The following is a 24,114-nucleotide window of genomic DNA, read 5'->3' on the forward strand; positions in this document are numbered from 1 at the left end:
GCGAGCAGTGCGTAGTACGCAAAGGACATGAACGAGATATCCGACGGCTCCGTAAGGGTTACGGCGCTACGCCTTTTGGAAGAGGATCCACTCCTTGCCGCTTCCCGACGGGATTGGCCGGAGGCGGCCGGCGCTCTTGGTTGGCGATGGGAGACATTCGTCGACGAGGAGCTCATCAATCCATTTTGCGGCAGCCCGACAGATCAAGAACTCGACGCCTGCACACGGTGCCTGTTACGATTCGGTCGCCTGAGTTTTCTTTCCTCGGACGCCGAGCCATTCCGCTCGGCCGGCCACCAATTGCTGGAGACTGGTAGTCGACCCGATTTATTAGGCCGTATGCGCAAGATGCTGCTCAAAGAGCGGCTTTGGCTTGTCTCGGCGGATCATGAAGTTGCGATGAGAGAGGCGTATTTTGCCTACGGGCGATGGGACTTCGGGCACCAGCCCATGCTGGTGATGGACAGGGGCACCAAACCCGCCCCAGATGAAGCTGATTTTCTTGTGGGTCTCCTCGCAGGCGACGAACGAAGGTTGCGGAGAAGGCCGCGCGGCATGTTCGCCTGGGTCGCGCCCTTGGTGGATGGCGTCGGCATCCTCATCGCTCCCGCCAGAATCGGGGACCAAGAAAGTCTTGCACGGGATTTCATGGCGGATCACTACACGTGAGGAACGTCTTTCCCAAGACCGGACAAAAGTTCAGCGATCAAGCAGGTCGCTCGCCCGAGCCGACAGGGGGCACCCATGCTCTGCAAGCCGTTTGATCGCGTCGCGTGCGATATCGCTGTTGCCCGTGTTGCCGACGAAGCTCGACAGAGAATCCGAAAATTCCAATACGATATTGGCCGTCCCGACAGTTTGTCGGTAGTCCACACGGGAAACCACGTCATAGGGTTTCCTACGCCTCCGGATTACACGGCACTCGATATGGTCGGCGTGCAAAATAAGCGTTGGCTTCAGGTCACTCGATGACCAGCAAATCCAGGGTACGCCCCGCCAGCCCGAAAATGCAGCAACCAACGGAATGTTCGCGACCTCTCCTGCGGTCTCGATCCTGCTGTGCCTCACCACCGACAGGCGGTTCTTGATGGTGAGAAACAACGTCAGCCAGCCGACACCGATAAGCAGGACAATGGCGAAAATGAAAATCGTTGCTTCCGCTTTGCTCATCCGAGCTGGCCTGCCGTTTTGTACCTCGGAGGCAAGGCGCATTCTGCGGGACGCATCTTCCAGCCGATCATCTCAATAATCGTAGTTTTCATATTCGCGGGTACTCAGTTCATCGTCCGGAATGAATTCTTCTTCATCTAGGGTGAAAGCCACCCAAGCCCGCATATGGAGTGTGAACAACGGCTCGTCTGCCGCCCTGGCAAGGGCAAGAGCGGCGCTGCGAGCCTCTCCGATCGACCAACCCGTACTGTTGAGGGTCAACCAGGCTTCCTTTAGACGACCGCTCTTAAGGTACTCTCCGAAAACTTCGTTCAGCGGCGCATTCGCGACAAGCCAAGGCGGTGGTTGAGATGCCCCATTTCTCAGCCCCGATCGCCCGTGCTCACTGAGCTCGAAATAGGCGACATCATTTGGATTGTCGTCAGATAAACCGGACAGGCTGATCGCCGACGGCGCAGCCCGTCGTGCGCCGATGCCAATGGGCACGCGTCCAGTATACGCGGCGAGTTTGTCCAGCTTTTCCGGATCGTCACCGAATTCAATTGTGTGAGCGTCTATTTCAGCAAATTGACGACCCGAAATCCCGGCAGCCTTGCTGAATGCCGCTATTTCTTCTGCCTCGTCGCAACCATCCGTATAAACGAGCGCACGGACCAACAGCCAGTTCGCAAATTGCTCATCGTCAAGAGCGACTTCCTCCAGCAGGAATTGGTCCTCCGGCCCCGCGCAGACATAGCGTCGGATATCGTCCGGCTCGTCACAGAACCAGCGCATCCAGATCCCTTCATATTCCGGCAGGCTACCATTCGAGGTGATGGGAATTAGAGCGGGCGGGCAACCATAGTATTCGGCAGGCTGACCGATCAGAAAGGTTTCCTTAAGATATGATCCAAGCCGGTATTTTCGCAACCAATTCGGAACGCCGAATTCTTCGAGCAGCACGTCGTATCGATCAAACATGTCTTTCGTCCTCCAACGACTGTATCCGCACGTAGTGAGCGATGACTGCTGTTTGAACTGAGAAATTCTCAAATGATCTCCTTAATTTCTCACTAGTAAAAGGGTCGGAACAGGCATGAGCCTCTCGACGACTTCTGGCGTTGTCATGTGTCTGAACATAGAGCGGCGCGAGTCGTCGATTGCGACGTTTCTTCAACGGACCCCATGTGAAAGGCACGCAATGAGATTGGTTCAACACGCTTGGAGATTTACGGCTCCCTTGGTTGCCGCATTCTGTGTTTTCGCTGCATTGGCGGAGGCCCAGGATCGTCAGCTTACTAGGTCGGATGGAAGCGTTCTAGACTGGTCGATCGAGCGTCCGTCGGGTGACGCAGAAGTTCCAATCATGATCTTCATGCAGGGATCGGGTTGCGCGCCGGTCAGCGCCAGCACCGGAATCGCGCTGGCCCGCGCGGTTTTCGATGGTTTCGCCGCCGTGACCCTCGAGAAATATGGGGTATCGCCCGCCGGCGACCCGAAGGCCTGCTCTGAAGCCTTCTATCGCCACAGCACCAATAGCCAACGCGCCGAAGACTATCTGCTTGTCGTGGAAGAACTCGACGACATTGCGTGGTGGGATGGCCGGCTGTTCGTATTTGGCGGTTCTGAAGGGGCAGAGGTGGCGGCACGCTTTATCGCCGCCCATCCTGTCGATGCTGCGATCCTGATGTCGCTCGGTGGCGGGCGCACCTTTGGAGAAGATGTCCGGGAGGTCATGCTCGACGACATGAAACGCTCGGGCGTACCGGCGGAGCAACTGCCTGATATCGATCTGGCGTTTCAGAATATCCGCGAAAACCCTAAAAGCGCAGAGATCTGGGGCGGATCGAGCTTTGTCTATTGGGCCGACAGTATCGATCGCCGCGCCGCAGACTTCATGATGGAAAGCGATGCCCCCATGCTTCTCATTCAAGGGGGCGCCGACCGGTCCGTGCCGGTCGCCTCCTCGCGCCTGGCCGTCGCGCTCCTTGAGCAGAGCGGCAAGTGCAACCTCACCTATTGGGAAGAGGCGGGGCTCGACCATGGCATGGTCGACGGAACGGGGACAAGCCAGCTGGCGGACATACTGGAGCTGTCCAGGCACTGGCTTCTGACGCGCACCGGCCGGACTTCGGCATGCCCGTGATGCGAATGGAAAAGTTCCTTTTTACGGTACCGCAAGCGTCAGAAGTTCACGGCGGAACTCTGGTTCGCTCAACACCACTTCGCCGGCGCCGAGGGCACGGGCGTGGTCCAGCGCGCGCGATGTGAGGCGCTGGGCTGACTCGACGCTTTGCGTCAGGGGCAATCCGCGCGCGAGCCCCGCGACGATCAGCCCGGCGCACAGATCGCCCGTTCCCGGCAGCGCAACCGGCAGGTGCTCCACAGGATGACGGCTTGCGCCGGCGGCTCCGAGTATCACGCTTTCAATGTGGCCGGCGGCCGTATCGTCGAGCGCGCAGCCCGTGGCGATCAGATGGGCTTCGGACGCGATGCGGAGAAAGGCTCGCGCGGCTTTGAGGTCCGCCATGGACGCGACCGGCTGCCCGGTCAGCCAGCTCAGTTCAAACGGGTTCGGCGTCGCGATATCGGCCATCGGCAGCAGACGGTCGCGCATGACGTCGGCGATCGCCTCCGGCACATAGAGGCCGGGGCCGGTATCGCCCATCACGGGGTCGCAGACGTAAGTGAGGCGCGGATTGACGGCCTTGGCCTCGGCCACGAAATCCGCGACCATCAGCGCCACATCGAGCGAGCCGATATAGCCTGTCAGGATGAAATCCGCGCGTTGCGGCAGGCCGCGCTCGCGTGCGCCCTGCAACAGATCCGAGAAGAATTCCGGCGGCAGAGCCCGGCCCCGCAACGGCGGATAGTCGGGCGTGTTGGAGAAGATGACCGTCGGGATCGCCGCCACCTCCAGCCCAGCCGCGAGCATCGGAAACACGGCCGCGGAATTGCCGACATGGCCGAACACGACCTGGCTCTGGATCGATATCACGAAGGGAGGAGGGGTCATGCCGTACCGTCCAGTCTGTTGCGCCAGTCTTCCACCCGGCGGCTTTCCAGCCGCCGGACCGCATATTTCCGCCAGCCTTCGGCGAGCACGTCAAGCTCCGCCATGCCGGCGAGTTCCTCGAGGTTCAGCCGGTCGACATAAAGCGCATGCCAGAGTCGGTGGAGCGTCCAGTCCGGCGCGACGCGGTCGACACGCTCGAGCCGGTCCCCCGTCTTCACGAGTCCGTCTTCCAGCACGCGATAATACCAGCCTGTGCGGCCGGTCTGCTGCACGCGGCGGGCCATGTCGCGCACCTCGAAGCGATGATTGAGTTTCCAGCAGGGCTGCCGCCCCTGCGAGACCTGCAGGAGTGCAGTGCCCAGCCGGAAAACATCCCCCACTGCGACGGTGTTTTCGGTCGGGCCCAATGCCGAGATGTTCTCGCCAAATCCGCCGGGAACGGCAAGCGCGGGCAGATCGCCGAGTTCTTCACGCCAGAGCGGATAATGATCCAGCGGGTAATGATGCACGGCCTTTTCGACGCCGCCATGCACCCGCCGGTCCGCCTGCTCGTCGCCTTCGAACCCTTCCGGGCCGAGCCGAAGCGGTCTGTCTACCATCGTCTTCATGATGCCGCTTTGCGCGTCGCTGCCCGGCAGCGGTCTGGCGCGCCCGGTCAGAAGGGTGATCACGGTCATGCCGGCAAGTCCTTCAGCCATGCCCGGAGCATGGATTGGCCGGCATGCCTCAGTGCCGGACCATGCGCGATGGCGTCGCGGCGCAGGCTGGCCGGTTCGATGCCGGCCTCAGCCAGTTCCACGCTGTGGCCAATGAGCCAGCGCTCAAAGGCGGGCAGTTCGCCTGCTTCGGGGTGGAATTGCAGCCCCAGAACGGTTGGGCCCATGGCAAAGGCCTGCGTTGCCGAGGCCGCCGTTCCTGCGAGAGTATCCGCTCCATCCGGGATATCGAAGGCTTCGCCGTGCCAGTGGAGAACGGGCACATCCCGCAGGTGACGAAGCGGGCTGTTGATGCCTGCCTCCGTCAGCGTCAGGGCGGAAAAGCCGATTTCCTTGCGCGGCATCGGGGCGACCTTCGCGCCGAACGCCGCGGCCATGAGCTGCGCGCCAAGGCAGATGCCGAGTGTCGGGCGGCGGGCGGCCAGGCGCGGGGCCAGCCAGTCGCGCTCTGTCTTCATGCAGGGATAGGCTTGCGTGTCATTCACCCCGATCGGGCCGCCGAGCACCACCACGAGATCGGGACCGAGCGGATCCGGCAAGGCATCGATGCCAGCTTCGGCTTGGTTGAGCCGGTAGCCTTCTTCCTCAAGCACCGGGCCGAAGTTGCCAAGGTCCTCGAAAGCGAGATGGCGCAGGATCAGGGCGGATTTCGTCATGGGGACCTCTTGCGTTTTTCCACGTGTCTCGCGAATATCCGGCCTGTGTGAAAGAGCCAGTTTCGTAAATTTGGGTAGGCCGGTTGTCATGGCATCGGAACCGCTAGCGCTGGATATCGAGAAGGAGCCTTCCGGCCCGCTGTTTCTGGCGATTGCCGACGCGATCACCCGCGATATCATGCGTGGCCGCCTGAAGCCCGGCGTTCGCCTGCCGGGGACGCGGGCGCTGGCGCGCGAGCTCGGCGTTCACCGCAACACGGTCGACGCCGCCTACCAGGAGCTCATGACGCAGGGCTGGCTCCATGCCGAACCGGCGCGTGGCACATTCGTCGCCGAGGATCTGCCCGACAGCATGGCGGAGCCGGTTTCCGTGACCGTGCCCCCTGAGCCCGCAACCGTCCGCCCGCGTCTCGCCTTCAGCGATGGTGCTCCCGATCCGAGGCTGGTGCCGGACAAGGCGCTGGCGCGCGCCTTCCGCCGTGCATTGCTGTCGCCGGCCTTCCGCAGCGGCGCGGATTATGGCGATGCCCGGGGCACGCCGGTCCTGCGTCACGCGCTGTCGTCCTATCTCGCCACGGACCGGGGCGTGGTCGCCGATCCGGCGCGGCTGCTGATCACGCGCGGCAGCCAGATGGCGCTGTTCCTGGCAGCCAAGGCGGCGGTGAAGCCCGGTCAGGCGATTGCCGTGGAGGAACCCGGCTACCCGCTGGCCTGGGAGGCCTTCCGGGCCGCGGGCGCCGCCGTCCGGGGCGTTCCCGTCGATGCGGGCGGGCTGTCGGTCGCGGCGCTTGAGGCGGCGATTGAACGCGATCCGCGCATCGCGGCGATCTATGTCACGCCCCATCATCAGTATCCGACCACGGTCACCATGGGCGCGGCGCGGCGGCTGCAGCTTCTGGACACCGTCGAGCGTCACGGCATCACGCTGATCGAGGATGACTACGATCACGAGTACCGCTTCGAGGGGCGCCCGGTCCTGCCGCTTGCGGCCCGAGCCCCGGCAGGCCTGCCGCTGATCTATGTGGGCTCGCTCTCCAAACTGCTCTCGCCCGGTATTCGCCTCGGCTATGCCATGGCCCCGGAGCCGCTGCTGACCCGCATGGCGGCCGCCCGTGCGGCCATCGACCGGCAGGGCGACGCGCCGCTCGAGGCCGCGCTGGCAGACCTGATCCGCGACGGCGATCTCGGCCGCCATGCGCGGAAGGCCCGTCGCATCTATCGGGCCCGGCGCGATGTCCTGGCGTCGGCGCTGTCGGCGCATCTGGGCGGGCGGATCTTCTTCGATCGGCCAGCGGGCGGGCTGGCGCTGTGGCTGCACTGCGAGAATGTCTCCGCCGACACCTGGGCGGAGCGGGCCGGCGCGGCCGGGCTTGCGCTGCTGCCCGGAACGCGTTTCGCCCTTGATCGCGTAGCGCCGCAAGCCCTTCGTCTCGGCTATGCGGCGCTCGACGAGGGGCAGATTGCCCGGGCGGTGGATATCCTCGCCCGAAGCCTGCCCGATTGAGCTACTCGGCCGCCATGGCGGAGCCTTGCGGCCTGGCGGGCGCCACATGCATCCCGAGCCGTTGCAACAGGTCGTGGTCCTTCCAGGCCGCGGGGTTGCCGGTCGTCAGCAACTGATCGCCAACGAAAATGGAATTCGCGCCGGCAAGGAAGCAGAGCGCCTGCAACTCGTCGCTCATCCCCGTGCGTCCGGCGGAAAGCCGCACCACGGAGGCCGGCGTCAGGATGCGGGCGAGCGCCACGAGACGGACGAGCGCGAACGGATCGACCGGGCTTGCGGTTTCCTGCACCGGCACGCCCTCGACCGGGTTCCACAGGTTGACCGGCACGCTGTCGGGATGGGCTGGCAGGGTCGCGAGCGTCACCAGCATGGCGATGCGATCCTCTTCCGTTTCGCCCATGCCGACGATCCCGCCGCAACAGACCCTGATGCCACCCTTGCGAACATGCTCGACCGTCTCCAGCCGATCCGCCATCGTCCGCGTGGTGGCGATCTCGCGGTAATAGTCCGGCGAGGTATCGATATTGTGGTTGTAGAAATCGAGCCCGGCCGCCTTCAGCCGCGCCACCTGATCCGGTTTCAGCATGCCGAGCGTCATGCAGGTTTCGAGCCCGAGTTCCGAGACTCCCTGCACCATGGCGCAGAGCTTGTCCATGTCGCGGTCCTTGGGGCTGCGCCAGGCAGCCCCCATGCAGAAGCGCTGCGCGCCCGCATCCCTCGCGCGCCGGGCGGCTGCCAGCACATCGTCGGTCGCCATCAACTTCGTCGCCTTGACGCCGGTCCGGTGGTGGGCCGATTGCGAGCAATAGCCGCAATCCTCGGGGCAGCCGCCGGTCTTGATGCTGAGGAGGCTCGCCGTCTCGATCGCGGTCGGATCGAAATGGGCGCAATGCAGGGTCTGTGCCCGGTGGATCAGGTCGGGAAACGGAAGGGCATGGATCGCCCGCGCCTCGTCCATGGTCCAGTCGGTTCTGATCTTGGCGCCGGTCATGCCGCGCGACCCTTGAGGCGGCCGAGGCCGGTGATCAGGGAGACCGCCAGCGCGATCTTGATCAGATCGCCGAGGATGAACGGGGCTAGACCAGCGGCGATCAGGCCGGAGGCCGGCACGAACAATGCGAGCCATGCCAGGCCGAAGGCATAGACCACGGCGAGACCGGCGAGCATCGCCAGCGCCAGCCACATCGGGCTATTTCCTCCGGCCAGCCTGCCGATCACGAGGGTCGAGAGCAGGTAGCCGATGAGATAGCCGCCGGTCGGCCCCGCCATGTAGGCAAGTCCGATCCCGCGCTCCGGCGAGCCGGAAAATACCGGCAGGCCCATCGCCCCGGCGGCGAGATAGGCGGCCATGGCTGCAAAGCCGAGACGGGGACCGAGCGCCGCGGCCAGAAAGAACACCGCGAGCGTGTGCAGTGTCATCGGTACTGGCCAGAACGGTATCTGCACCTTGGCGCCGATCGTGATCAGCACCGCGCCACAAAGCGTGAGGGCTGCACCGCGCCAGAGCGATGCCGGGCGGGTCAGGGAGGGGATGAGCAAGGCCATGAGGCTGTTCTCCGAAGATAGGTTTCGACACTATCTATAATTCCGGAGACATCTTCACGCGTTCAATACAGATTATAGATAATCATCCAGGAATCTCATAAGTCTCTCTGATATCGGCATTTTTTGATGTCGGCTTGCGCTTGCCGATCCAGCCGACATGGCGTGCCAGGGTCGAACAGGCAAATTCGGTCTGGCCCTTCCGCAGGGCATCGAGGATGGCACGGTGGTCGTGATCTGTGCGCGCCTCCCAGTCGCTGCGCCATGCGGCGAACAGGAAGCGTGCGCTCGCCGCCTGCAGGTCGTCGATCGTGTGCAGCAGGCGCGGCATGTGGCACGGCGCCAGGATCAGATGATGAAATCTGCGGTTCGCGGCCTCCCAGTCCCGGACATTGCCTGCGCGATCGCCATGCCGGGTAACCTCTTCCGCCTCATCGAGAATCGCTCGTGTCAGGTTTGGCGCGGCGTGGCGCAAGGCGAGCGATTCGAGGCTCGCCCGCATCTCGGCGACCTCGCGCAATTCGGCGATATCGAACTCGGTGACACGAAACCCCCGCCAGGGCTCGCTCTCCGCCAGCCCCTGCTTTTGCAATGCGCGAAATGCCTCGCGCACCGGCACGTGGCTGGTGCCGAACTCCGCCGCGACATGATCCTGCCGCAACCGTGCGCCGGGCCGTATCGCGCCCGATATGATCCGATCCGCGAGAATGCGCGCAATCCGGTCGGAAATGGTTTCATCGGTCTCTTTGGTCATGCATTATAGATAATCGACGTCACATATGAAGTCGACGTTAGTAGCTCGAATTGGACCTAGGGTGCGGCGAGCGACGAACTGGCTTCGGTTTGTTGAGGCGCAAGCATTCGACCGTAATCATCGGCCGCGCTATCGGGCACCTTTATGTGCTCTATCCCAACACCAACGGCTAAAGTCGCCCATTTTGGCGGCAAGCAACCCCAAGAGAAGGCCCGGTCCCGATCACTGTTCCGACCTCAGCACGTTGACAGCAGCACTAAGGTCGACTTATACGAAGACTTGTATCGGAGCGCATACCAGCGTGGGCAGCTAATTTTGAGCTGCTTTTCGTCGATATACTCACAAACATTTCTGAGCCGATCCAGATAGGATATTGATCCATCTGGCCTTGTCGCGAGATCCCTCTCTCGGCCTCTCCTCCCGTCCATTCATCCCGCCCAAACGCGATCGCGATCGCGAAGACGTATTTTTGTCTGAAACAGCTTCAAAGAGAGCAGAAGATCAATGGTAAATACATCAGAAAAGACGTCGGAAAGCTCCAACCAGCATAGACCCTTTCTCGCTATCCTAGCCTTGGCGGTTTTTTTCGTAGGCGCAAGCGAGTTCATGCTTTCGGCGATGCTTGGACCGCTAGCTGAGGCATTCCGCACGTCTCCGGCTCGTGCCTCGTGGCTAATCTCCGGCTACGCCTTCACTTACGCTTTGGCGGCTCCTATTCTGGGATATCTTTCAGACCGTATCGACCGTGTTCGTTTCCTACTCTTTGCTCTTCTGGCCTTTGCTATCGATGGAATAGGAATTGCATTTTCGCCGACTATCGAAATTGCAATGGTTCTTAGAGTCTTCGGTGGGCTAGCGTCTGCTGTAATCATTCCAACGGCGTTCGCCCTGGTTTCCGAAATCGTCCCCAGGGAAAGGCAGGCTGGTGCGATGGGCCTTGTCATGCTTGGAATGACGTTCGGCATTGCGCTGGGTCCAGCCCTCGCAGGCGTGCTCACCGAGTGGGCTGGTTGGCGACTGCCCTTTCTCACGAGCGCAAGCGGATGCGTTTTGGCGTTCATTATCGGTTCCAGAACGACCCCCGGTAATTATTCACCCTCATTCGCCAGAACTACAGTGCATTTTCATTGGATGAAGAAATGGAATGTAATGCGACCGCTGATAGCCAAGGGTGCCTGGAATGGAACAGGCGTGGCCGCTTTCCTACTCTCGGGGGAGATGCTCAAGCAACGCTACAACTTGAACACAGCAGAAATTGGCGTCACGGTTACTGCGTTTGGTTTCGGTTTAGGCATCGGAAATCTGTCTGCGGGCTGGATACGCCGCTTATGCGGCCGAGAAGAAATATCACTCATCGCGATAACTGCATTACTTGCGCTGTCGATCGCAGCCTTCACCACAGTCCCTCTCCCTTTCATCGGGGCCGTAACTTGCCTAGTCCTATGGGGATTTGCACTCGGCGCCGGCGCGCCAAGCAGTACAACGATATTGGCGGAGCGATCTGGGCATAGCAAAGGTATGGTACTTGCTTTTGCTGAAACGCTCAATAACGTGACAATTTTTGCAGTGCTCCCCGCAGCAATACGTTCAATCGATCGCGGTGACAATATTTCCCTCATATTGGTGTTGGGTACGGGCCTTTTTGTTGGAATAATTCTGACGTTGATTGATGGCTGCCTTTCGCGACCGGTCTCGGCCGAACAATCAAAGCCCCCCGACCTTTCGGGAAGGAATTGATTGAGCATCATTCGATCGAGGAGATGGCTGGGAACGTGACAGGCGGGCTGCAGGCCTGCGTGGACGGTTACGGGAGGCGTGTCTTCCAAGGCCAATCCGATTTGCACGACATAGCGCGATATTACCGCACAAGCGCCTGCAAGGACTTTTCACATTCAGCTTCTATCGCTTTCTATGGTTCTCATGATGATCGGAGGACATGGAATGAATACCCCAAATTTTCGTCGAACGATTCGGCGCCAGCAGCTACGTGAGATGGTCCCCCTGGCTGACAGCACCATTTATGAAATGGAGCAGCGTGGCGAGTTTCCCCGCCGGTTTGCGCTCTCTCCGCGTTGCATCGTTTGGGACTTGGCCGAGGTCGAGGCTTGGCTGATGGCACGGCGGGCTGCGCCGATCCGGCGCGCCCGACACCCCGATGTCACCAAGCGTAAAACCCGCCCCATCAAAGGGCAGGATCAAGCTCCATCAGGGGCATAGCTTGCGGCAAAAGCGTGGGAGCGTACTTACGACCGTCGATCCAGGCATCCACAGTATCCGCCCACTGCTGCATCATATGCCGGCGCTGCACTTCATACTCAGCCTTGTTATAGACGCCGCGCGATGAGCGGCCATCCTCGTGCGCCAAGCACTTTTCGATCCAATCGCTGTTAAAGCCCAATTCGTTTAGCAGCGTCGACCCGGTGCGCCGCAGATCGTGTACGGTGAACGGCTCCAGCGGCAACCCCTCCTTCTTGGCCTGTGCGACGACAGCGTAGGTGATACGGTTAAAGGTCGCGCGGGACATGGGAGCATCAGCGTCGTACCGGGACGGCAGAAGATATCGGGAGTTGCTGGAGCAGGTTTTGAGCGCGATCATGATGTCCAATGTCTGTCGGCACAGGTAGACGTTGTGCGGCTTCGACCGCTTCATGCGTTCCTTTGGTATCGTCCAGACAGCGTTGTCGAAATCGATCTCGTCCCACACCGCGTCCTGCAGCTCGCTCTTTCGGACCATGGTCAGGAGGAAGAGCTTCATACCGAGGCGGATCGTTGGCAGCGTCGCGACATGCTCGAGTTGCTTGAGCATGATGCGGATCTCGGCGGGCGACAATGCGCGGTCTTTCGGCGTAAAGGTGGCGATTGAGGCCGGACCGACGTCATCGGCCGGATTGACGACCTTCTCGCCGTGCAGAATGGCATAGCTGTAGATCTGCTTCAGGATATCCCGCACATGGATAGCCGTTGCAGGCGCACCTCGTTCGACGATCTTGCCGCAGTGGGCACGCAGGTCATCAGGTGTGATCTCCGTCAGAAGACGATTGCGCCAGACGGGCATCAATTCGCGTTCGAAGATGGAGCGCCGCATCGCGCGCGTGCTGTCGGCCATGGTTGCGTTCGTCAGCCACTTCTCGCCGAACTGACCGAAGCTCTTCGCTTCCTTGATCCGGCGCTTCTCCCGCTGCTTCTCAATGGCAGGAGACCGCCCCTCGGCAATTGCGCGCCGTGCGTCGATGCATAGCTCGCGAGCTCTGGCGAGCGATATTCCGTCACGGGCATACCTACCGAGATAGACGGTCTCTCGCCTGCCGTTCAGCCGATAGTCGAGCCTGAACGAGATGGCGCCCGACGGTGCAACGCGCACATACATGCCGTCACGATCAGATACCTTGTACATTTTGGCTTTTGGTTTCAAGCACTTGAGTGCTGCATCGGTCAACATTTCGGGCCTCCTTGCGGAAAAGTACCGTCACGCGGTTTTTGGAGGCCGTCAGCGTCGAAAACGCTTTTAATTCAGCGTCTTATATCAAAAAAAGTACCGTCACGAGCCTCATTGCTCCTGACGGTACTTTCGTTTTTCCGTTTGATCAATGGGGGCGAGGCCCGTCAGCGAGGCTGCCAAACGCGATCTATGCCCACCGATAGATGTCGATAGGCATAGAAGGAATTTATTTTTATTTTCAGTTAGTTAGATCGCATTTCAGCGCGAAATAGGCGGCGTTCGGATGGGTCTGAATCATTCCCACTCGATTGTGCCGGGCGGCTTTGAAGTCACGTCATAGACGACGCGATTGATGCCACGGACCTCGTTTATGATGCGGGTTGCCGCATTTCCCAAGAAGTTCATGTCATAATGATAGAAATCGGCCGTCATACCGTCCACCGACGTGACAGCGCGAAGGGCACAGACGAATTCATAGGTACGGCCATCACCCATCACGCCAACAGTCTGAACGGGCAACAAAACAGCAAAAGCCTGCCAGATTGCATCGTAGAGGCCAGCTTTGCGGATTTCATCCAGATAGATCGCGTCGGCTTCGCGCAGGATCTCTAGTTTCTCGCGCGTAATGCCACCCGGGCAGCGGATAGCGAGGCCAGGTCCGGGAAACGGATGACGACCGATGAAGCTGTCCGGTAGGCCGAGTTCCTTGCCGAGCAAGCGTACTTCGTCCTTAAACAGTTCACGCAATGGTTCGACAAGCTGCATCTTCATGCGCTCCGGCAAACCACCAACGTTATGGTGCGATTTGATTGTGACCGAAGGACCACCGGTAAACGAGACACTTTCGATCACGTCTGGATAGAGGGTGCCCTGCACAAGGAAATCCGCACCGCCGAGCTTCTTGGCTTCTTCCTCGAACACCTCGATAAAAAGGCGGCCAATCGTCTTACGCTTCTTTTCGGGATCGGTTTCACCTTCCAGCTCACCGATGAAACGATCAGCAGCATCAACGAGAATGAGCGGCAGATTGTAGTGTTCGCGGAACATTTCTACGACCTGCTGCGCTTCATTTTTGCGCATCAACCCGTGGTCAACGAGAATACAGGTCAACTGATCGCCAACAGCTTCATGCGCCAGAAGCGCCGCAACTGATGAATCCACGCCGCCTGAAAGTGCACAGATAACCTTGCCGCTTCCGACCTGCTTACGGATTGCTTCCACCGCCTGTTCGCGATAAGCGCCCATCGTCCAGCCTGGCATTACGCCGACAATACGATGAACAAAGTTCTGAAGAAGCTTCGCACCATCTGGTGTGTGTACGACTTCGGGATGGAATTGAACGCCGTAATATTTGCGCTTTTCGTCAGCAATGGCTGCAAAAGGTGCGTTTGGTGACGTGCCAATAATAGTGAAGCCTTCGGGTAGCGATGTAACGCGGTCGCCATGGCTCATCCAGACCTGATGGCGGGTACCCTTAGCCCAGATTCCTTCAAATAGGGGGCTATCTTCCTGCACATCCAGAAAAGCACGACCGAATTCGCGATCATGGCCACTTTCGACCTTACCACCTAACTGGGCGCACATCGTCTGTTCGCCGTAGCAGATGCCAAGGACAGGAATTCCTTCTTCGAAAACCGCCTGCGGTGCACGCGGTGACCCAATATCAGTCGTCGAATGAGGGCTACCTGAAAGGATAACACCTTTCGGCTTCAGCCGCTGGAAAGCCTCTTCTGCGGATTGGAAAGGCACGATTTCACAATAGACGTTGGCTTCGCGCACGCGACGCGCAATCAGCTGCGTAACCTGGCTGCCAAAGTCGATGATTAAGATTGTGTCGGGATGTGCTGTGGTGCTCATGTGCAGCATCTATTTAAAAAGTGACCGGGATGCAATGGCTATATGGATTATAGACGTCATGCTCAACAAGTGCCTTGTCAAAAATCGACCTATCCTGACATAGCATTGTCAGGAGCCGACAGGAGGCCGTCCACGATTGCGCACTCCAAACGTTCTACCGCCTGGGCCAGCTTTTCATCTATAATGTGTAAATATTGGGTCCAGTCGCCGACATGCTGCAACTCGCTTGTGCCATCGGAGACACCACGAAGCCCAACAAGCGGAACTCCTACAAGCTGACATGCGCGCAGACAGGCATAGGTTTCCATATCGACCATATCAGCATCAATCGTCGCATAGGCTTTTCCAGAAACGATATTGGCACCAGTTGAGAGCGATGCTGCACGAATTTCCGGCACAGAGATAGGTAGCGCGATCACTTTGGGAAGATCAAGAAACGGCGTTGCACCCTTTTCAAACCCCAACGGAGAAGCATCCATATCGCGATAAGACACGGAAGATATCTGAAACACTTCCGCCTGCGGTAAGCTGGCTGAGCCTGCGGAGCCAAGCGAAATCACCAGATCGGGCTTTTCTCCCGCCAGCATCAGCTCTGCAAGAGCATATGCAAGATTTGCAGCCGCCTCTACCGGTCCTACCCCGATCATGACGGGCGTGAAGAGATTCGCCAGATGACGCCCATATTCGGCATCTACAGCCATAGCGTAGAGCAGACGCTTTCCGGCGACAGTTTTTATCATCCTTGTAGGCCCTTTCTGTCCTGCACGACCATCATCGTTCCGGTCATGGTTGCAATCAAGCGTACTTCCGTGTCGGTAACCGCAAATGCCAGCCCATCACTCACCATGATTGTACGACCGGGTTTGGTGACCTCACCGCGAAAGAGAAACCGCTCTCCCTTGCCCGGAGCAAGTAGATTCACTTTGAATTCGATGGTCAGTACCGCAGCATCGGAAGGCATCAGTGTAAGTGCCGCATAGCCGCAGGCAGAATCGAGCGCAGCAGAAATCATACCTGCATGCAAAATACCATGCTGTTGCGTCAGCTCCTCACGAAACGGCATTTCGACTTCAACGATACCCGGTTCACACCGTGTCAGTTCAGCACCAATCAACTTCATGGCCGCTTGCCGACCAAAACTCTCTTCGACACGCTCTTTGAAATCCGGTTCCGCTATGCGGTGGGCTGACATTTCGTTCCCCGTTCTATTTTGATCTTTGCAGAATGCTCACATAAAAACCATCAGTGCCAGTGGACAGAGGCGAAAATACCGCGCCGTGCGATGAGAATATCGGCTTCATCTCACCGGCATCGACAACAATTGTGTCCCACAAAGTTTGTGGCGCAACTTCTGTGAAATCAGCATTCCCTATAAGAAACTGCGCGACCTGCCGCGTATTTTCTTCCGCAAATAGAGAACAGGTAACATAGGCAAGCCGCCCACCCGGCTTCACGTAATGCTTGGCGGATTCCAGCACTTGCCTCTGATCCTGAACGCGCCGCTCAAGCTGCTGATCGTTCAGCCGCCACTTCGCATCCGGGCGGCGGCGCCAGGTACCAGAACCCGTGCAAGGCGCATCAGTCAGCACGAGGTCCATCTGTCCCGCGAGCGGATCTAGTGCATCGAGATTTCCATGGACTTGTGTATTGCGCACTCCCGCGCGCTTCAGTCGCTCATGCATCGGCGACAATCGGGCACGCTCCGCATCATATGCGTGGATTTGGCCGCTGTTTTGCATTGCAGCAGCCAGAGCCAATGTCTTGCCACCAGCCCCAGCGCAATAGTCCAGCACCTGTTGGCCTGGCATCGCACCGGCAAAGAGTGCCGCAAGCTGTGACCCCAAATCCTGAACCTCGAACCAGCCGTCGAGAAAAGCCTGCTCACCCTGCACATTCGGGTGGCGTCCGAGCGCTTCAATCGGCGGGATACGCAGCGCTTGCGCAAGGAACGGCGCAGGTGCTGCACCAGCTTTTTCAAGCGCTGCGAGCGTTTTTTCTGGCGTTGCCTTCAGACTGTTCACACGAAGGTCGACTGGTGGTCGCGTTGCCAACGCCCTGCCTTCCTCCACCCAGCGCTCGCCGAAAAGTTCCTCCAGCGACGATGTGCACCATTCCGGGACATCCGCCTGAATATGAGCAGGAGCTGCGGCAATGTCCCTGCTTTCCCAAGCTACACGACGCGGCTGCTCCAACGTTTCGGGCGCAAATTTATCTCCATCAAGAACAGCGTCGATGGCCGCAATATCCATGCCGCCATCGGCTAATAGCGCACCGAAAGCCAGAGCGCGTGCGTCATCGGCATCCATTCGCCACCCGATGGACAGTTTGCGGCGCAACGCATCATAGACGATGTTGCCGATCACAGCACGATCGCCCGCACCAGCGAAACGATGGGCAGTGCCCCAATCCTTCAGCACATCAGAAGCAGGACGCGTACCCGCTTCAATCTGATGCAATACCTCAATAGCCGCCTGCAGGCGTCCGCCAAGCCGCATTGTGTCTCCTTCTCGAATGCCTGCTCGGGCATAACCTTCCTTGCAGGGAAAAGGCAATCTGCAAATCAAAACAAAAAGCCGGAGCTCACCGCTCCGGCTTTTCTTCCATCTTATAAAGACCGGCTATTCAGCCGCTGTTGCCTCTTCACCCGTGGCAATTGTGTTGGCTTCATAACCATGAGCCTCCTTCAACGCTTTGCGTACACCGGCTTCATAGTCGGGGTGGATCAGCTTGAAATGACCGAGTTGACGCTCGACGATGAAGCCTGGCACTCCACCCATCGCCGCAGCAATATTGGAAAACAGGCGCTGCTTCTGTCCGTCATCAAACAGATTGAACAGGGCACGCGGCTGCGAGTAGTCGTCATTGCCTACTCGATGATCATAACGAGCAGCATCGCCTGAAATACGCAGCGGGGGCTCTTTGGCAGAGGGCTGCTCGACGGGGCCATTAAACGAATTCGGCTCATAGTAAGCATCTGGATTACCGGTCTTGATACCACCATAGACATTCATCTGACCATCGCGGTGATAGTGATGAACAGGGCATTTTGGTTGATTGACGGGAATGCTTTCGTAATGGGTGCCAAGGCGATGACGATGCGCATCCGCATAAGAGAAGATACGCGCCTGCAGCATCTTGTCAGGCGAATAGCTGATGCCCGGCACGATATTCGACGGCGAGAAAGCCGCGTTCTCAATCTCGGTGAAGTAGTTTTCCGGGTTCCGGTTCAGCTCCATGATACCGATATCAATCGGCGGATAGTCCGCATGCGGCCAGACCTTGGTAAGGTCGAACGGGTTATACGGCGTATTGTCAGCGTCGAGTTCCGGCATGATCTGCACCTGAACCTTCCATTTCGGGAAATCGCCCTTGTCTATGGAAGTAAACAGATCCTCCTGCGTGGATTCTCGCGTGCGACCAATCACGCCCTCAGCTTCAGCATTGGTCCAGTGTTTGTGGCCCTGCATGGTCTTGAAGTGGAACTTGACCCAATAGCGCTCACCGGCATCATTCCAGAACGAATAGGTATGAGAACCATATCCGTTGATATGGCGCACATCGGTCGGTAAACCACGATCAGACATCAAAATCGTGACCTGATGCAGACTTTCCGGCGAGAGCGACCAGAAATCCCACATGGCCGTCGCAGAACGCAGGTTCGTCTTGGGATGGCGCTTCTGGGTGTGGATGAAATCCGGGAACTTTACTGGGTCACGCACGAAGAACACAGGGGTGTTGTTGCCGACCAAATCCCAGTTGCCTTCCTCGGTATAGAACTTGAGAGCAAATCCGCGCACATCGCGCTCGGCATCAGCCGCACCCTGTTCACCGGCGACGGTTGAAAAACGCGCCAGCATCGGCGTTTTGGCACCCGGCTGCAAAGCCTTGGCTTTGGTGTACTTTGAAATATCGCCAGTGATTGTCAGCGTACCATAAGCGCCCCAGCCCTTGGCATGGACCGCACGTTCTGGAATACGTTCGCGGTTTTGATGGCTCAACTTTTCAATGAGCTGGTAGTCCTGCATTAAAAGCGGACCACGCTCGCCGGCGCTTAGGGAATTCTGATTGTCCGGTATCGGAGCGCCTGCACTTGTCGTCATAATTGGGCGATCTGTCATGGGAATTCCCTCCTGAAAAGCCAACATTGGAATGCGACTAGCCTCGCTAGAAGCCTGGCACAGTTCGTCCGTGTCACGCAGTGGCTAGGTAACTCACCCAGATTAGACCTATTCCAATCATAATCTCCAATTGCTTTTTCGATTATTTTCGATAATTTTTTCCTATCATGTTTACAGTACGTCAAATGCGCTACTTCGAAGCGCTAGCCACCACACTGCATTTCCGCAAAGCAGCTCAGTTGGCACATGTGTCACAGCCCGCGCTTTCAGCTCAGATCGCAGAAATGGAGGCCGTTGCAGGCGCACCACTCTTTGAGCGCTCTCAGCGACAGGTCATAATGACGGAGCTCGGCAAGCAACTCTATCCGGGCATCAAGACCGTGTTGCGTGAACTCCACGCACTTGAGGAAATTGCTGCGCAAAGCCGGGGGGTGCTGCAAACACGGCTACGGCTGGGGATCATCCCAACCGTAGCACCCTATTTGGTTCCGGTTCTCATCCCGCTTTTGCGCGAACGGCATCCGTCATTTCACCTCCAGTTGCGAGAGAATGTAACGGCCAAACTTCTTGATGAACTGCTTGCGGGTGAAATCGACGCGATTGTCGCTGCCCATCCCATCGATGACGAACGGCTTGCCCAAAGAAAACTGTTCGATGATCGCTTTCTGATAGCGACCTCGACCAATGATCAAACGGTTCTGGCTTCACCGATGACGCAGGACAACGTCGCTCTCGACCGTTTACTTCTGTTGGAAGAAGGGCATTGCATGCGGGATCAAGCGTTGGCCGTTTGTTCGTTACCTTCGCAACGCCAGCTTGTGAAATATGGCGCCACTAGCATGACAACCCTTTTGCAAATGGTGAGCCATGGCATGGGGCTTACTCTCATTCCCGAAATCGCGGTGCGGGCGGAAGCACGCAGCAATCATATGCGCATTGTGCCATTTGACGGCGACCAACCGAAAAGAGAGATTGCTCTTTTTTGGAGAAGACAGAGCATGCGTCGAGGGGATTTTCAAGCACTCGGCGACTGCATCATAGAAAGCGCCAGTGGGCTTTTCATCAGCCGCAAAGAACTAAACGTTCTCGCAAACTGAAAAGGCGGCTTTTAGCCGCCTTTTCAAGAATACGTCGAACCTGATCTCACATACCGCCCGGATAGTTCGGGCTTTCACGGGTGATGGCGACACCATGCGAATGACTTTCGCGCAGGCCAGCATTGGAAATGCGTACAAAGGTCGCCTTCTCGCGGAATTCTTCCAGCGTCTTTGCGCCGACATAACCCATGGAGGCGCGCAAGCCGCCTGCAAGCTGGTGCAGAACTGCCGAAATCGGCCCCTTATAAGCGACCTGGCCTTCGATCCCTTCTGGTACGAGCTTCAGCTCATCGCGTACTTCCGCCTGGAAGTAACGGTCCGCCGAGCCGCGCGCCATGGCACCAACGGAGCCCATACCGCGATAAGCTTTAAACGAGCGGCCCTGATGCAGATAGACTTCACCGGGGCTTTCTTCCGTACCGGCCAGCAGAGAACCGGCCATTGCTGCAACGGCTCCGGCTGCCAGCGCCTTGGCGAAATCGCCCGAGAACTTGATACCGCCATCAGCGATGACAGGGATGTTCTGCTTCTGCGCAGCTTCAACGGCGGACATAATAGCTGAAAGTTGCGGAACGCCAACACCGGCCACGATACGCGTCGTGCAGATTGAACCCGGTCCGATACCCACCTTGACCGCATCCGCTCCGGCATCAATCAGCGCCTGCGTACCAGCAGTCGTCGCCACATTGCCTGCGAGAATAGCAACGTTCGGATAAACCTTCTTGATACGAGCCACAGCATCAAGAACGCGCTGCGAATGGCCATGCGCCGTATCGACGACCAGAAGATCGACGCCTGCCTCGATCAGGCGTTCAGCGCGCTCATAGCCGTCTTCACCGACGCTCGTAGCGGCGGCGGCCCGCAGACGTCCCTGAGCATCCTTGGCGGCGTTCGGGTTAAGCTGTGACTTTTCGATGTCCTTGACGGTAACGAGACCGACACAACGGCCCTGATCGTCGACAACGAGAAGTTTTTCAATGCGATGAGCGTGTAAGAGGCGCTTTGCTTCGTCCTGGCTGACATTCTCGCGAACCGTAACAAGGTTCTCACGAGTCATGAGTTCGTGGATTTTCTGCTTGGGATCAGAAGCAAAACGAACGTCGCGATTGGTTAGGATACCGACAAGGCGCCCCGGGCCTTTGGTGGCATTCTCAACGACCGGAATGCCGGAAATTCCATGTGCCTTCATCAATGCCTGAGCGTCAGCAAGCGTGGCATCCGGCCCGATGGTGACCGGGTTTACGACCATACCGGATTCGAACTTCTTGACCTGACGGACTTCTTCCGCCTGACGTTCCGGCGTCAGATTGCGGTGAATGACACCGATACCACCAGCCTGTGCCATTGCAATGGCTAGGCGAGATTCGGTTACCGTGTCCATGGCAGCAGAAAGAAGGGGAAGGTTAAGCTCGATATCCTTCGCAATGCGCGTGCGCAGATCAACCTGCCCTGGCATGACTTCGGAATGGCCCGGCTGCAGCAGCACATCGTCGAATGTAAGAGCGAGAGCGCCAGTGGGCGATTCCACGATTTTAGCCATTGCCAATTCCTTTGCCGATTTTATCGAATGAGAAAAGCCACCTCTCCGGAATAAGTCCGGGAGCAGCGACACATCTGGTTTGCTAGGTTGAATTGGCACTGGCTGGTAACACGGTTATGACCAAATGGAAAGCCTTTTGCTGATAAGTTTCAGTTACCGATAAGGATTTGCGTGATAAATCTCTGCTCATCGAAATTGGGCAGCAGCAAATTTGCAGAGGCAAAGTGAGAAAACTCTCTAGACGCGTTCCGCTTGTCAGGCGGTCAAAAGCTATGTGGATGTCACCTAACGTTTGGAAACCACGGCTGGTTTTCTGGTGCGGCGCACTGGCGATCGGTCTTATCAGCGTCGGCTTTGCAGAAGCCGCTGACATAGCGCAGGATTGGTTCAAGACTCTAACGAGTGGAAATAGCTGGCGCGCTTGGCTTCCTATGCTTCTCACACCGCTCGGATTTATGGCGTGTTCCTGGATCGCCCTCTCCTGGTTCCCGAACTCAGGCGGAAGTGGCATCCCACAGGCAATTGCTGCACGCCACTTGCACGATCATGAAGATCGAACACTGCTCCTCTCGCTCAAAACCGCCATCGGCAAAATCGTTCTTACTCTCGCCGGGCTTTTTTGCGGCGCCTCGATCGGACGCGAGGGGCCGACTGTGCAGATCGGCGCATCCATTATGATGCAGTCCGCCCGTTTCGGGGGCATGGAACAGGCACGCGGCCTGATCCTTGCAGGATCTGCGGCAGGCATCGCCGCAGCATTCAATACGCCTCTCGCAGGCGTTGTCTTTGCGATTGAAGAGATGGGGCGCGCCTATGCCGCCCGGACCAACGGCCTTATACTGTCCGCTGTCATTCTCGCCGGCCTTGCCTCGCTTGGCCTTGTTGGAAACTATAATTACTTCGGGCTAACCACCGTTACGGCGTCGACTGGCAAGGATTGGGTTCTTGTGGTTGCGTGCGGTGTAATCGGCGGTGCATTCGGGGCTGCTTTCAGTGCGCTCGCGCTTGAACTGGGCCGCCGTGTGCGACGTCGTGTGCAAAAAGCGCCTCTTCGCAATACGGTGCTTTTCGCAGGAATTTGCGGCCTCCTTGTTGCAATCATCGGTATCGCTTCCGACGGATCGACCTTCGGTGCAGGCTACGATCAGGCGCGGAGTGCTGTCGAAGGGCTGGCTCTTCCACCTCTCTATTTTATAGCGAAGTTTCTCGCCGGACTCCTCTCCATGATTTCGGGTATACCAGGCGGGATTTTTGCGCCGTCTTTATCCGTCGGCGCGGGCCTGGGCAGCACAATCGGCCTTGTTCTTGGAACCAGCGCCAGCCTTGCTGCCGTTCTAGGTATGGCAGGATACTTTGCCGGTGTCGTGCAAGCCCCAATGACTGCATTCGTCATCATTCTGGAAATGACCGGTAATCATAACAATGTCATTCCACTCATGTGCGCTTCAATGCTGGGCTACGGCACCGCGCGGCTTATTTCTCACGAGCCGCTCTATCATGCTCTGTCACGTGACTATGTGGCCGATATTTTGCGCCAGCGTCGCGCGCGCGAAAAGAATACGCTCTCTCAATAGAGCGAAAATGGAGGAGAAAACTGTTCATGGATCGCAGAACATTTGCCAAGTCGCTTGCGGGACTTGGGGCAATGCCCTTTGTGGTCAATGCCGCATCGGCAGCTACTGAGGGAGGAGCAAAAATGCTGGAACTTATGGGTGGAAGCATCACGGATGTACCCGGAATTAAACTGGGACACCATACGCTGACAAAACGCCCGACCGGTTGCACTGTCCTTCTTTGCGAAGAAGGCGCTTCTGCGGGCGTCGACGTGCGTGGTTCAGCCCCGGGTACGCGCGAAACCGATCTGCTCGATCCGATAAATTACGTGCAACAGGTTCAGGCCATACTGCTTTCCGGCGGCAGTGCCTATGGTCTGGCTGCCGCAACCGGCGTCATGCGTTATCTTGAAGAAAATAATCTCGGCTTCAAGATCGGCAAAGGCGTCGTTCCGATTGTACCGGCAGCAATCCTGATGGATCTCAGTGTGGGAGATTTTTCAGTGCGCCCAGATGAGGAGGCCGGTTATCTCGCATGCAAGGCTGCGAAGGCTGAAGCTTCTGGAGAAGGCAATATTGGTGCTGGTGCTGGCGCGACTGTCGGCAAGATGTTCGGTATGGATTATGCGATGAAAGGCGGGCTCGGCACAGCCAGCTACAAGGTGCCCGGCACCGAAATCGTGGTTGGCGCAATTGTTGCCGTCAATGCTGTCGGCGACGTCTATGTGCCGAACTCGCGTCAAATTCTGGCTGGCGCACGGGCAGAAGACGGCAAAGGCTTCCGCGATACGATGTCCGCCATCATGCAGGGCCATGGTGTAGTAGAATCCGGTGGAGCCAACACAACGATCGGCGCAATAGCGACCAACGTCCCATTCGACAAAGCGCAACTGAAAAAGATTGCGGGCATGGCGCATGATGGTTTTGCACGCACTATCAACCCTATCCATACGATGTGGGACGGCGACACGATCTTTGCGCTGTCCACAGGCAAGGCAAAGAACGTGGATGCCGATGTAACTGCGATAGGAGCGATTGCAGCGACTGTTATAGCAGACGCCGTTGCACGTGCAGTTGTCAATGCAGACAGCCTTAAGGAGTTGAATTTGCCTGCATATAAGGATTATGCTTTATAAGATGCTAATTATTTTTCCGGTATTCTGCATTTCGGAG

Annotated in this window: 23 protein-coding genes; 8 read left to right on the top strand and 15 right to left on the bottom strand. The window is 58.1% G+C overall.

The annotated features are described in order from the left end of the window. Positions 1-27: 27 nt before the first annotated feature. Entirely contained in the window at positions 28-669 is a 642-nt protein-coding gene (locus tag FJQ48_RS07395) for a hypothetical protein (protein ID WP_139974522.1), read from the top strand. Positions 670-699: 30 nt separating this feature from the next. Here the strand turns inward: FJQ48_RS07395 and FJQ48_RS07400 are convergent, their stop codons facing one another. Beyond that, a complete protein-coding gene (locus FJQ48_RS07400; protein ID WP_210236248.1) occupies positions 700-1,170 on the bottom strand; it encodes a hypothetical protein in 471 nt (156 codons plus the stop codon). 72 nt (positions 1,171-1,242) lie between these two features. Next, positions 1,243-2,202, bottom strand: coding sequence for a hypothetical protein (locus FJQ48_RS22555; RefSeq protein WP_210236249.1), 960 nt, complete (start codon positions 2,200-2,202; stop codon positions 1,243-1,245). A 148-nt stretch (positions 2,203-2,350) separates the two neighbouring features. Here FJQ48_RS22555 and FJQ48_RS07410 point away from each other — a divergent pair, with 148 nt between their 5' ends. Then, positions 2,351-3,295, top strand: a complete 945-nt coding sequence (locus FJQ48_RS07410; RefSeq protein WP_139974523.1) for a hypothetical protein — start codon at positions 2,351-2,353, stop codon at positions 3,293-3,295. Between the two features lie 21 nt (positions 3,296-3,316). Here the strand turns inward: FJQ48_RS07410 and pdxY are convergent, their stop codons facing one another. From pdxY to FJQ48_RS07425, 3 genes are read right to left on the bottom strand one after another with little or no spacing between them, the layout of a single operon-like run. Further along, positions 3,317-4,165 carry a pyridoxal kinase gene (gene pdxY, locus FJQ48_RS07415; protein WP_139974524.1) on the bottom strand — a complete coding sequence of 283 codons (849 nt, stop codon included), beginning with the start codon at positions 4,163-4,165 and terminating at the stop codon, positions 3,317-3,319. Beyond that, complete coding sequence (locus tag FJQ48_RS07420; RefSeq protein ID WP_139974525.1) at positions 4,162-4,842, bottom strand: MOSC domain-containing protein; 681 nt, start codon at positions 4,840-4,842, stop codon at positions 4,162-4,164. The genes pdxY and FJQ48_RS07420 overlap by 4 nt, the downstream gene beginning before the upstream one ends. Continuing rightward, on the bottom strand, positions 4,839-5,627 hold the full coding sequence (locus tag FJQ48_RS07425) for a glutamine amidotransferase (RefSeq protein WP_247870316.1): 789 nt from the start codon (positions 5,625-5,627) through the stop codon (positions 4,839-4,841). Before FJQ48_RS07425 ends, FJQ48_RS07420 begins: the two co-directional genes overlap by 4 nt. Between FJQ48_RS07425 and FJQ48_RS07430 the strand changes: the two genes are divergently transcribed. Continuing rightward, entirely contained in the window at positions 5,626-7,041 is a 1,416-nt protein-coding gene (locus FJQ48_RS07430; protein WP_139974526.1) for a PLP-dependent aminotransferase family protein, read from the top strand. The genes FJQ48_RS07425 and FJQ48_RS07430 overlap by 2 nt on opposite strands. A gap of 1 nt (position 7,042) precedes the next feature. Here FJQ48_RS07430 and bioB read toward each other — a convergent pair whose 3' ends face one another. From bioB to FJQ48_RS07445, 3 genes are all read right to left on the bottom strand, one after another. After that, positions 7,043-8,032 (bottom strand): biotin synthase BioB, encoded by a 990-nt coding sequence (bioB, locus tag FJQ48_RS07435; RefSeq protein WP_139974527.1) that lies wholly within the window; start codon positions 8,030-8,032, stop codon positions 7,043-7,045. Next, positions 8,029-8,586: a biotin transporter BioY gene (locus FJQ48_RS07440; RefSeq protein ID WP_139974528.1), complete on the bottom strand. Its 558-nt coding sequence runs from the start codon at positions 8,584-8,586 to the stop codon at positions 8,029-8,031. Before FJQ48_RS07440 ends, bioB begins: the two co-directional genes overlap by 4 nt. Positions 8,587-8,668: 82 nt before the next feature. Then, the gene (locus FJQ48_RS07445) at positions 8,669-9,337 is read right to left on the bottom strand and encodes a GntR family transcriptional regulator (RefSeq protein WP_139974529.1); all 669 of its coding nucleotides are present in this window, start codon (positions 9,335-9,337) and stop codon (positions 8,669-8,671) included. A gap of 504 nt (positions 9,338-9,841) precedes the next feature. Here FJQ48_RS07445 and FJQ48_RS07450 point away from each other — a divergent pair. Continuing rightward, positions 9,842-11,074 (top strand): MFS transporter, encoded by a 1,233-nt coding sequence (locus FJQ48_RS07450; RefSeq protein ID WP_139974530.1) that lies wholly within the window; start codon positions 9,842-9,844, stop codon positions 11,072-11,074. A gap of 204 nt (positions 11,075-11,278) precedes the next feature. Next, positions 11,279-11,554 carry an AlpA family phage regulatory protein gene (locus tag FJQ48_RS07455; RefSeq protein ID WP_139974531.1) on the top strand — a complete coding sequence of 92 codons (276 nt, stop codon included), beginning with the start codon at positions 11,279-11,281 and terminating at the stop codon, positions 11,552-11,554. Here FJQ48_RS07455 and FJQ48_RS07460 read toward each other — a convergent pair. The 6 genes from FJQ48_RS07460 to katA form a co-directional block, all read right to left on the bottom strand. Continuing rightward, positions 11,520-12,776, bottom strand: coding sequence for a tyrosine-type recombinase/integrase (locus tag FJQ48_RS07460; RefSeq protein ID WP_139974532.1), 1,257 nt, complete (start codon positions 12,774-12,776; stop codon positions 11,520-11,522). The genes FJQ48_RS07455 and FJQ48_RS07460 overlap by 35 nt on opposite strands. Before the next feature lie 294 nt (positions 12,777-13,070). Further along, on the bottom strand, positions 13,071-14,633 hold the full coding sequence (gene guaA / locus FJQ48_RS07465) for a glutamine-hydrolyzing GMP synthase (protein ID WP_139974533.1): 1,563 nt from the start codon (positions 14,631-14,633) through the stop codon (positions 13,071-13,073). A gap of 89 nt (positions 14,634-14,722) precedes the next feature. Continuing rightward, positions 14,723-15,373, bottom strand: coding sequence for a 5'-methylthioadenosine/S-adenosylhomocysteine nucleosidase (locus tag FJQ48_RS07470; protein WP_139974534.1), 651 nt, complete (start codon positions 15,371-15,373; stop codon positions 14,723-14,725). Next, entirely contained in the window at positions 15,370-15,825 is a 456-nt protein-coding gene (locus tag FJQ48_RS07475) for a PaaI family thioesterase (RefSeq protein ID WP_139974535.1), read from the bottom strand. Before FJQ48_RS07475 ends, FJQ48_RS07470 begins: the two co-directional genes overlap by 4 nt. Positions 15,826-15,838: 13 nt before the next feature. Next, the gene (locus FJQ48_RS07480) at positions 15,839-17,128 is read right to left on the bottom strand and encodes an RsmB/NOP family class I SAM-dependent RNA methyltransferase (RefSeq protein ID WP_139974536.1); all 1,290 of its coding nucleotides are present in this window, start codon (positions 17,126-17,128) and stop codon (positions 15,839-15,841) included. Between the two features lie 123 nt (positions 17,129-17,251). Beyond that, complete coding sequence (gene katA / locus FJQ48_RS07485) at positions 17,252-18,751, bottom strand: catalase KatA (protein ID WP_139974537.1); 1,500 nt, start codon at positions 18,749-18,751, stop codon at positions 17,252-17,254. A gap of 167 nt (positions 18,752-18,918) precedes the next feature. Between katA and FJQ48_RS07490 the strand changes: the two genes are divergently transcribed. After that, a complete protein-coding gene (locus FJQ48_RS07490) occupies positions 18,919-19,848 on the top strand; it encodes a hydrogen peroxide-inducible genes activator (RefSeq protein WP_139974538.1) in 930 nt (309 codons plus the stop codon). 46 nt (positions 19,849-19,894) lie between these two features. On the opposite strand, the gene guaB is transcribed toward FJQ48_RS07490, so the two are convergent. Beyond that, positions 19,895-21,388 (bottom strand): IMP dehydrogenase, encoded by a 1,494-nt coding sequence (guaB, locus tag FJQ48_RS07495; protein ID WP_139974539.1) that lies wholly within the window; start codon positions 21,386-21,388, stop codon positions 19,895-19,897. Between the two features lie 224 nt (positions 21,389-21,612). Here guaB and FJQ48_RS07500 point away from each other — a divergent pair, with 224 nt between their 5' ends. Both FJQ48_RS07500 and FJQ48_RS07505 read left to right on the top strand, forming a co-directional pair. Then, a complete protein-coding gene (locus tag FJQ48_RS07500; RefSeq protein WP_139974540.1) occupies positions 21,613-22,962 on the top strand; it encodes a chloride channel protein in 1,350 nt (449 codons plus the stop codon). Between the two features lie 26 nt (positions 22,963-22,988). Further along, positions 22,989-24,077 carry a P1 family peptidase gene (locus FJQ48_RS07505; protein WP_139974541.1) on the top strand — a complete coding sequence of 363 codons (1,089 nt, stop codon included), beginning with the start codon at positions 22,989-22,991 and terminating at the stop codon, positions 24,075-24,077. The last annotated feature ends 37 nt before the right edge of the window (positions 24,078-24,114 follow it).

Source organism: Ochrobactrum sp. CGA5 (genome assembly GCF_006345815.1).
GTDB lineage: Bacteria > Pseudomonadota > Alphaproteobacteria > Rhizobiales > Rhizobiaceae > Brucella.

What these genes read in the sequence shown, in the direction of transcription:
- FJQ48_RS07395 (WP_139974522.1), top strand. Translation starts at nt 28, where the DNA reads ATGAACGAGATATCCGACGGCTCCGTAAGGGTTACGGCGCTACGCCTT.
- FJQ48_RS07400 (WP_210236248.1), bottom strand. Translation starts at nt 1,170, where the DNA reads ATGAGCAAAGCGGAAGCAACGATTTTCATTTTCGCCATTGTCCTGCTT.
- FJQ48_RS07410 (WP_139974523.1), top strand. Translation starts at nt 2,351, where the DNA reads ATGAGATTGGTTCAACACGCTTGGAGATTTACGGCTCCCTTGGTTGCC.
- pdxY (WP_139974524.1), bottom strand. Translation starts at nt 4,165, where the DNA reads ATGACCCCTCCTCCCTTCGTGATATCGATCCAGAGCCAGGTCGTGTTC.
- FJQ48_RS07420 (WP_139974525.1), bottom strand. Translation starts at nt 4,842, where the DNA reads ATGACCGTGATCACCCTTCTGACCGGGCGCGCCAGACCGCTGCCGGGC.
- FJQ48_RS07430 (WP_139974526.1), top strand. Translation starts at nt 5,626, where the DNA reads ATGGCATCGGAACCGCTAGCGCTGGATATCGAGAAGGAGCCTTCCGGC.
- FJQ48_RS07425 (WP_247870316.1), bottom strand. Translation starts at nt 5,627, where the DNA reads ATGACAACCGGCCTACCCAAATTTACGAAACTGGCTCTTTCACACAGG.
- bioB (WP_139974527.1), bottom strand. Translation starts at nt 8,032, where the DNA reads ATGACCGGCGCCAAGATCAGAACCGACTGGACCATGGACGAGGCGCGG.
- FJQ48_RS07440 (WP_139974528.1), bottom strand. Translation starts at nt 8,586, where the DNA reads ATGGCCTTGCTCATCCCCTCCCTGACCCGCCCGGCATCGCTCTGGCGC.
- FJQ48_RS07445 (WP_139974529.1), bottom strand. Translation starts at nt 9,337, where the DNA reads ATGACCAAAGAGACCGATGAAACCATTTCCGACCGGATTGCGCGCATT.
- FJQ48_RS07450 (WP_139974530.1), top strand. Translation starts at nt 9,842, where the DNA reads ATGGTAAATACATCAGAAAAGACGTCGGAAAGCTCCAACCAGCATAGA.
- FJQ48_RS07455 (WP_139974531.1), top strand. Translation starts at nt 11,279, where the DNA reads ATGAATACCCCAAATTTTCGTCGAACGATTCGGCGCCAGCAGCTACGT.
- FJQ48_RS07460 (WP_139974532.1), bottom strand. Translation starts at nt 12,776, where the DNA reads ATGTTGACCGATGCAGCACTCAAGTGCTTGAAACCAAAAGCCAAAATG.
- guaA (WP_139974533.1), bottom strand. Translation starts at nt 14,633, where the DNA reads ATGAGCACCACAGCACATCCCGACACAATCTTAATCATCGACTTTGGC.
- FJQ48_RS07470 (WP_139974534.1), bottom strand. Translation starts at nt 15,373, where the DNA reads ATGATAAAAACTGTCGCCGGAAAGCGTCTGCTCTACGCTATGGCTGTA.
- FJQ48_RS07475 (WP_139974535.1), bottom strand. Translation starts at nt 15,825, where the DNA reads ATGTCAGCCCACCGCATAGCGGAACCGGATTTCAAAGAGCGTGTCGAA.
- FJQ48_RS07480 (WP_139974536.1), bottom strand. Translation starts at nt 17,128, where the DNA reads ATGCGGCTTGGCGGACGCCTGCAGGCGGCTATTGAGGTATTGCATCAG.
- katA (WP_139974537.1), bottom strand. Translation starts at nt 18,751, where the DNA reads ATGACAGATCGCCCAATTATGACGACAAGTGCAGGCGCTCCGATACCG.
- FJQ48_RS07490 (WP_139974538.1), top strand. Translation starts at nt 18,919, where the DNA reads ATGTTTACAGTACGTCAAATGCGCTACTTCGAAGCGCTAGCCACCACA.
- guaB (WP_139974539.1), bottom strand. Translation starts at nt 21,388, where the DNA reads ATGGCTAAAATCGTGGAATCGCCCACTGGCGCTCTCGCTCTTACATTC.
- FJQ48_RS07505 (WP_139974541.1), top strand. Translation starts at nt 22,989, where the DNA reads ATGGATCGCAGAACATTTGCCAAGTCGCTTGCGGGACTTGGGGCAATG.